This window comes from Bacillus sp. ISL-47 (assembly GCF_018613175.1).
Classification (GTDB): Bacteria; Bacillota; Bacilli; order Bacillales; family Cytobacillaceae; genus Cytobacillus.
In genome coordinates, this window is the sequence record NZ_JAGGQS010000017.1 from 21,752 (window position 1) to 27,986 (window position 6,235).

6 protein-coding genes and 1 riboswitch are annotated in these 6,235 nt (G+C 42.9%); of the genes, 1 reads left to right on the forward strand and 5 read right to left on the reverse strand.

Features of this window, described 5'->3' with window-relative positions:
* Nucleotides 1–50 precede the first annotated feature (50 nt).
* From purB to J7I93_RS06255, 5 genes are all read right to left on the reverse strand, one after another.
* Nucleotides 51–1,343: an adenylosuccinate lyase gene (gene purB / locus J7I93_RS06235; protein ID WP_214724371.1), complete on the reverse strand. Its 1,293-nt coding sequence runs from the start codon at nt 1,341–1,343 to the stop codon at nt 51–53.
* Nucleotides 1,344–1,346: 3 nt separating this feature from the next.
* The gene (purK, locus tag J7I93_RS06240) at nt 1,347–2,501 is read right to left on the reverse strand and encodes a 5-(carboxyamino)imidazole ribonucleotide synthase (protein ID WP_214724384.1); all 1,155 of its coding nucleotides are present in this window, start codon (nt 2,499–2,501) and stop codon (nt 1,347–1,349) included.
* Nucleotides 2,488–2,976, reverse strand: a complete 489-nt coding sequence (gene purE / locus J7I93_RS06245; protein ID WP_214724373.1) for a 5-(carboxyamino)imidazole ribonucleotide mutase — start codon at nt 2,974–2,976, stop codon at nt 2,488–2,490. Before purE ends, purK begins: the two co-directional genes overlap by 14 nt.
* Before the next feature lie 141 nt (nt 2,977–3,117).
* Nucleotides 3,118–3,219, reverse strand: a riboswitch (purine riboswitch).
* 87 nt (nt 3,220–3,306) lie between these two features.
* Nucleotides 3,307–3,513 (reverse strand): NETI motif-containing protein, encoded by a 207-nt coding sequence (locus J7I93_RS06250; RefSeq protein ID WP_214724375.1) that lies wholly within the window; start codon nt 3,511–3,513, stop codon nt 3,307–3,309.
* Nucleotides 3,510–4,058 (reverse strand): DUF5698 domain-containing protein, encoded by a 549-nt coding sequence (locus J7I93_RS06255; protein ID WP_214724377.1) that lies wholly within the window; start codon nt 4,056–4,058, stop codon nt 3,510–3,512. Before J7I93_RS06255 ends, J7I93_RS06250 begins: the two co-directional genes overlap by 4 nt.
* Before the next feature lie 258 nt (nt 4,059–4,316).
* On the opposite strand from J7I93_RS06255, the gene J7I93_RS06260 reads away from it, so the two are divergent.
* The gene (locus tag J7I93_RS06260; protein WP_214724379.1) at nt 4,317–5,771 is read left to right on the forward strand and encodes an aldehyde dehydrogenase family protein; all 1,455 of its coding nucleotides are present in this window, start codon (nt 4,317–4,319) and stop codon (nt 5,769–5,771) included.
* Nucleotides 5,772–6,235: the final 464 nt, after the last annotated feature.

Here is a 6,235-nt window from a genome sequence, read left to right on the forward strand (position 1 = left end):
GAATTTTCCTGTTAAAATAGAGGTAAAGACTGCTCTTTACCTCTATTTTGCTACAAACCTAAACGGTCAAAAATTGTGTCTACATGCTTGATATGGTAGTTATAGTCGAAGCAGTCATCAAGTTCTGCTTCAGAAAGCTTTGATGTAATGGTTTCGTCCTGTTCGATTAGGCTGCGGAATTGAACCTGCTTTTCCCAGGCTTCCATTGCACGCGGCTGGACTGTGTCATATGCCTCTTCACGCGTCATTCCTTTGTCAATCAACGCAAGGAGAACACGCTGGGAGTAGATTAGCCCGAGTGTACGGTCCATATTGCGTTTCATGTTTTCAGGGAAAACAGTTAAATTTTTAACAATGTTGCCAAAGCGGTTCAGCATATAGTTCAACGCAATTGTTGCATCCGGAATAATGATTCTTTCAGCCGAAGAGTGGGAAATATCGCGCTCATGCCATAGTGAAACATTTTCATAGGCAGTCATCATATAACCGCGGATCACTCTAGCCATTCCTGTCATATTTTCAGAACCGATCGGATTGCGCTTATGCGGCATGGCTGAAGATCCTTTTTGGCCTTTTGCGAAAAATTCCTCTACTTCGCGCGTTTCACTTTTTTGTAGGCCGCGGATTTCCGTTGCAAATTTTTCAATCGATGTTGCAACCAAAGCAATCGCACCCATATAGTGGGCATGACGGTCACGCTGAAGTGTTTGAGTAGAGATTGGTGCAGGCTGCAGGCCAAGCTTTTCGCATACATATTTCTCAACAAAGGGATCGATGTTAGCATATGTTCCAACTGCACCCGAAATTTTGCCGAATTCTACATCAGCAGCTGCTTCTTTAAAGCGTTCAAGATTTCGTTTCATTTCTTCATACCAAAGCGCAAGCTTTAGGCCGAAGGTTGTTGGCTCTGCATGTACTCCATGCGTACGGCCCATCATAACAGTATGCTTATGTTCCCGGGCTTTGTTTTTTAGGATCTCTACAAAACGCTCAAGATCTTTTAGAAGAATATCATTCGCCTGCTTGATTAAGTAAGAAAGCGCCGTATCAACCACATCCGTTGATGTAAGTCCGTAATGAACCCATTTGCGCTCCTCGCCAAGCGTTTCAGAAACCGCACGTGTAAAAGCAACAACATCATGCCTTGTTTCTTCTTCGATCTCTTTAATCCGGTTGATATCAAAAGAAGCTTTTTCACGGATTTTTTGGACATCCTCTTTCGGAATATCGCCTAATTCTGCCCAAGCTTCACAAGCAAGTATTTCAACCTCTAGCCAAGCCTGAAAGCGGTTCTCCTCTGTCCAAATAGCTCCCATTTCCGGTCTTGTATAACGTTCAATCATGTTTTATCCTCCGATCTTTTCCTTCACATCGGCCCAGATGCCGCTCTTTTCTGCTTCGTCCAGCGCTTCTTCCGCTGAATTCCGCAAAAGCGTGACATGGCCCATCTTGCGTTTATATTTGGCATCCTTTTTTCCGTACAAATGAATCTTCCAGTCAATCAGTTCAGGTATTTTCTTTATTAAAAGCTCCTGATGCTCTCCTAGTATGTTTACCATAACAGCCGGTTTTAATAGCTCGGTGCTTCCAAGCGGCCAATTGCAAACCGCCCTGATATGCTGCTCAAACTGGGAGGTCTCACAGGCTTCAATGGAATAATGCCCTGAATTATGCGGACGCGGCGCAAGCTCATTTATGTAAATATGCCCGTCCTTTGTCAAAAACATTTCAACAGCAAGCGTACCGATAAGCCCAAGTGCTTCTGCCAGCTGGCTTGCTGCTTTTATCGCCTTGTCCTCTGCAGCGTCTGTTATGATGGCCGGCACAATTGTCTGATGCAGAATATTTTCTTTGTGAATGTTTTCCCCTACTGGAAAAATAGCTGTTTCTCCTGTGATATTTCGGCAGATGATCACCGAAATTTCTTTTTCAAAAGGAATCCATTTTTCAAGAACGCACACACCTTTTTCAAGAAGCCTTTCAGCATCCTTTAAATCCTGCTCGCTCTTTATGACAAACTGTCCTTTTCCATCATATCCGCCCCTGGAAGTCTTTAATACCGACGGATAGCCAAGCTTTTCTATATTATCATAAATGTCTTTTTCTGTAGTGATGACAGCGTATGGAGCAACCTCGCAGCCCGCATTTTGAATGGCTGCCTTCTCCTTTGTCCGGTCCTGAGTAATTTCCAGAACCTCGCTGCCTTGAGGTACATTCGCATGTGCACATAGCCAGTCCAGTGCTTCAGCGTTGATATTTTCAAATTCATAGGTAACAACATCGCTGACTTCTGCCAGTTCTTTTATAGCATCCAAGCTGTCAAACGCCCCAGTGATTTCAATATCCGCAACCTGTCCACAAGGCGAATTTTCAGTCGGATCTAGGACCGCGATTCTAAAACCTTGGGCTTTTGCAGCAAGAGCCATCATTCGCCCAAGCTGGCCGCCGCCAATAATTCCGATCGTTTGTCCAGGCAAAATCGTTTTATTAGACAAGTTCATCACTGCTTTCTAAAACTTCCTGTTTTATTTTTTCTCTTCTATGTTCAAGGCGTTCTGCAATTTGCGTATCAAAAGCTCCAAGGATTTGTGCAGCCAATAATCCTGCATTGGTTGCGCCTGCCTTTCCGATCGCAACGGTAGCCACTGGAACTCCGCCTGGCATTTGCACAATGGATAACAATGAATCCAGCCCATTTAGAGCCTTTGATTGGACTGGCACTCCAATAACCGGAAGGGTCGTTTTCGCAGCTACCATTCCTGGCAGATGTGCTGCTCCCCCTGCGCCGGCAATAATCACCCTTATTCCTCTATCTCTAGCCTGTTCGGCAAATTCAAACATAAGATCCGGAGTCCGATGCGCTGAGACGACCTTTTTTTCAAAAGCGATTTCAAGCTCTTCCAGAATTCCGCAAGCGTGCTTCATTGTTTCCCAATCTGATTTGCTCCCCATAATGACTGCTGCTTGTGCGTTCATTCTTCCTCCTCCAAATCAGTAAATATAAAAAACCCGCACAGATCCTTCTCTTATGAGAGAAAGTAATCTGTCCGGGCCAAAATTAACCATAATAAAAGGAATATACCTAATTGCAGCAGGAACCATTCCTTTATCACGCCGGGCATATCAGCTTTCCCTCATAGTCCGGCAATTTACGGTTGCCGGGTAGAAACTCATGGGCCCTATTCCCATTATTATACGAGGGGTTATTCACGTTTTATTAACTACCACCATATTAACAACTTGCCTGATACTATGTCAACCTAAAAATCGAACAATACTAAAAGTCAGACAATTAATGTTCGTGTTTTACTCTTCAACCAGTTTCGCTTCAAAAACGATTTGGCGGCCAGCCGGTTCATAGTCGACTTTTCCGCCATTCTTAACTTCTTTAAAAATAGGCTTTTCCGTCCTTCTAACAGGCATATATCCTGCCTGTTGAATTCGTGCCAGACACTGATCAATGGTTTCATTTTCCTGAACCTCAAATACCATTTTGCTCTTCCCTTTGCTCATTGAGACAACTTTCCTCTCTTAACAGATTTCACCCAGAAGCCTCCATGAATGGTTTTCGGCTCATAAGCGATTATAAAAGCTTTCGGATCGAGCTCTTTAATCGTTTGATACAGCTTCAACTCATATTTTCTCGGCGTCAGTATCTGAAGAGCCATCCGATCACCTTCCAACCCGTTGGCAGCCCAGTTTGTCACACCGTAACCTTTATCTCTTAATGCTTTAGGTAAATCCCGGTCATATTCTTTGGTGATCACATTCACTGTAATATAGCCAAGTGCCAGCTTTTCTTCAATTTTCATGCCCACAATAACACCAATTCCATAGCCCACCGCATAAGCAATCAAATTCTGTATCTCATTAAGGTTATCCAGTACGAGACCCAACCCAATTACATAGATCACAACTTCGATCGTACTTATAAAAGCTGCTAGGTATCGCTGTCCCTTCAGCGTAAGAATCATCCTGATTGTAAAAAAAGATACATATACAATATTAATGAGCAATATAATGGCGACCATAATAAAACTGTTTTCCAGCAATGCCATATCCTCCTTTGAGGGTCTATTAAGAGTGCTCCTGCTCCACCCTATCCCCATTAAATCCCTATTGTACAAAAGAATTCAGGGTTTGATAACCTTTTTTCGAAAATCTGATGCTTTTTGTTAGGTTATCCTTTTTCTAGAGGAATGAAACGACTATGATTCCCTCCTTCAGCAATTAACAAATATTATAAAGTTTAGCTCCTGTCCTTCAAAGGAATAGTTTTAATATCTCGTTAAAAGTTACAGCAAAGGAGTGACAAAATGAGTAAATATCAAAATTTAAACAAGCAATATATAGATGGAGAATGGCGGGACGGAACCGGTAAGTCCGTTTATCAGGACACTAATCCTTACAATGAAGAAACCTTGGCGGAGTTTAAAATGGCTGGTGTAGAAGATATAAGCGAAGCTTATCAATCAGCAAAACAGGCTCAAAAAGCTTGGAGCGAAACCAATCCTTTTGAGCGCTCAACCATAATGGAAAATGCGGTTCGCATTATGAATGAGCGGCGTGATGAACTTGTCGAACTTCTTGTATTGGAGTCCGGGTCTTCCCATTTAAAAGCAAACGTGGAGGTAGATTTCTGCATTGCTATTACACGTGAGGCTGCATCCTTCCCTCTTAGGATGGATGGAACCATTGTACCTTCACTTGTACCAGGTAAAGAAAACAGAGTTTACCGCAAACCTTTAGGTGTGGTAGGCATCATCGGGCCATTCAACTTCCCTATGTATCTTGCTATGCGTTCTGTGGCCCCTGCCTTGGCAGTCGGGAATGGAGTCGTTCTTAAACCTGATGAAAAAACTGCTATGAGCGGCGGATCAATCCTGGGCAAAATCTTTGAGGAGGCCGGAGTCCCTAAAGGTGTGCTGAATGTTGTTGTAGCAGACATTGGAGAAATTGGGGATTCATTTGTGGAACATCCAATTCCACGGATGATCTCATTCACCGGCTCGACAGGTGTCGGACGCTATATCGGCGAACTATGCGGCAGAAATATTAAAAAATCCGTATTAGAACTTGGCGGCAATAATGCCCTTATCGTCCTGGAAGACGCAGATATTCAAAGAGCTGTGAATGCAGCTGCATTCGGAAAGTACATGCATAACGGGCAAATCTGCATGTCACTAAACCGGATTATTGTTCACCGCAATGTTTATGATGAATTCGTCAAACGCTTTGTAGATAAAGCAGAAAGCATTAAAGTAGGAGATCCGCGCGACAAGGATACCCTGATCGGCCCATTAATTAATCGGGCAGCCATTGAAAGATTGCTTGGCCAAATTGAAGAAGCCAGGCAGCAGGGTGCTGAGGTAGTACTGGAGGGCAAAGTCGAGGGCAACGTGATGAGCCCAGTAATCTTAAAAGGCACAAATGACGTCTCTACTGCAAAGAACGAAATGTTTGGTCCAGTTGTAACGATCATCCCGGTTGAGACCGAGGAGGAAGCTATCCGTGTTGCAAATGACACACCATACGGATTAAGCGGCTCCGTCCATACCCGCTCCCTTGAAAAAGGTGTAGAAATCGCTAAGCAAATGGAAACAGGCATGGTCCATGTAAACGATCAAAGCGTTAACGACGAACCGCTTGTAGCATTCGGAGGCAAAAAAGACTCAGGACTTGGTCGCTTCGGAGGCGAATGGTCAATGGAAGAATTCACAACACTCCAATGGATCTCTACACAAAACAAGCCTCGGGAATATCCATTTTAAAAAAATGGATAGAGGAACGCACCTGCTATCTGGTGCGTTATTTTGTTTTCTGTCAAAGATCAAGTGCTGATTACTTCCCTTATGAATAATTGAAAAAATTGCTTAGCTCAATTAAAACAACCCATTTTAGAAACAAATTAGTACATTTAACTAGATTGCTTTAGATTTTAGTTATATTTTACATAACTTACGAGTTTTCTAATTAAGGATCAGCATTTTAGAAAGGGAGCCTCAACAGTGCGCCATTAAGCCAACTGACCGATATATCGAAAAAGTGACCGATAAAATGAAATTCTGACCGATAAATCTAAGAAAGTAACCGTTATTTACAATAAAACAAAGCTGAGTGGCCAAAAAAATGTCACCTTAAGAGAAAGTAAGCGATATTTATAAGCTGAAAATAAATAAAAACACAAAAAGAGCACCCATCAGGTGCTCTTTCATTCGCCCGGCAGCGTCCTACT

Excerpts from the sequence above, each read along its gene's own strand:
- purB (WP_214724371.1), bottom strand. The coding sequence starts at position 1,343 with ATGATTGAACGTTATACAAGACCGGAAATGGGAGCTATTTGGACAGAG.
- purE (WP_214724373.1), bottom strand. The coding sequence starts at position 2,976 with ATGAACGCACAAGCAGCAGTCATTATGGGGAGCAAATCAGATTGGGAA.
- J7I93_RS06260 (WP_214724379.1), top strand. The coding sequence starts at position 4,317 with ATGAGTAAATATCAAAATTTAAACAAGCAATATATAGATGGAGAATGG.
- purK (WP_214724384.1), bottom strand. The coding sequence starts at position 2,501 with ATGAACTTGTCTAATAAAACGATTTTGCCTGGACAAACGATCGGAATT.
- J7I93_RS06250 (WP_214724375.1), bottom strand. The coding sequence starts at position 3,513 with ATGAGCAAAGGGAAGAGCAAAATGGTATTTGAGGTTCAGGAAAATGAA.
- J7I93_RS06255 (WP_214724377.1), bottom strand. The coding sequence starts at position 4,058 with ATGGCATTGCTGGAAAACAGTTTTATTATGGTCGCCATTATATTGCTC.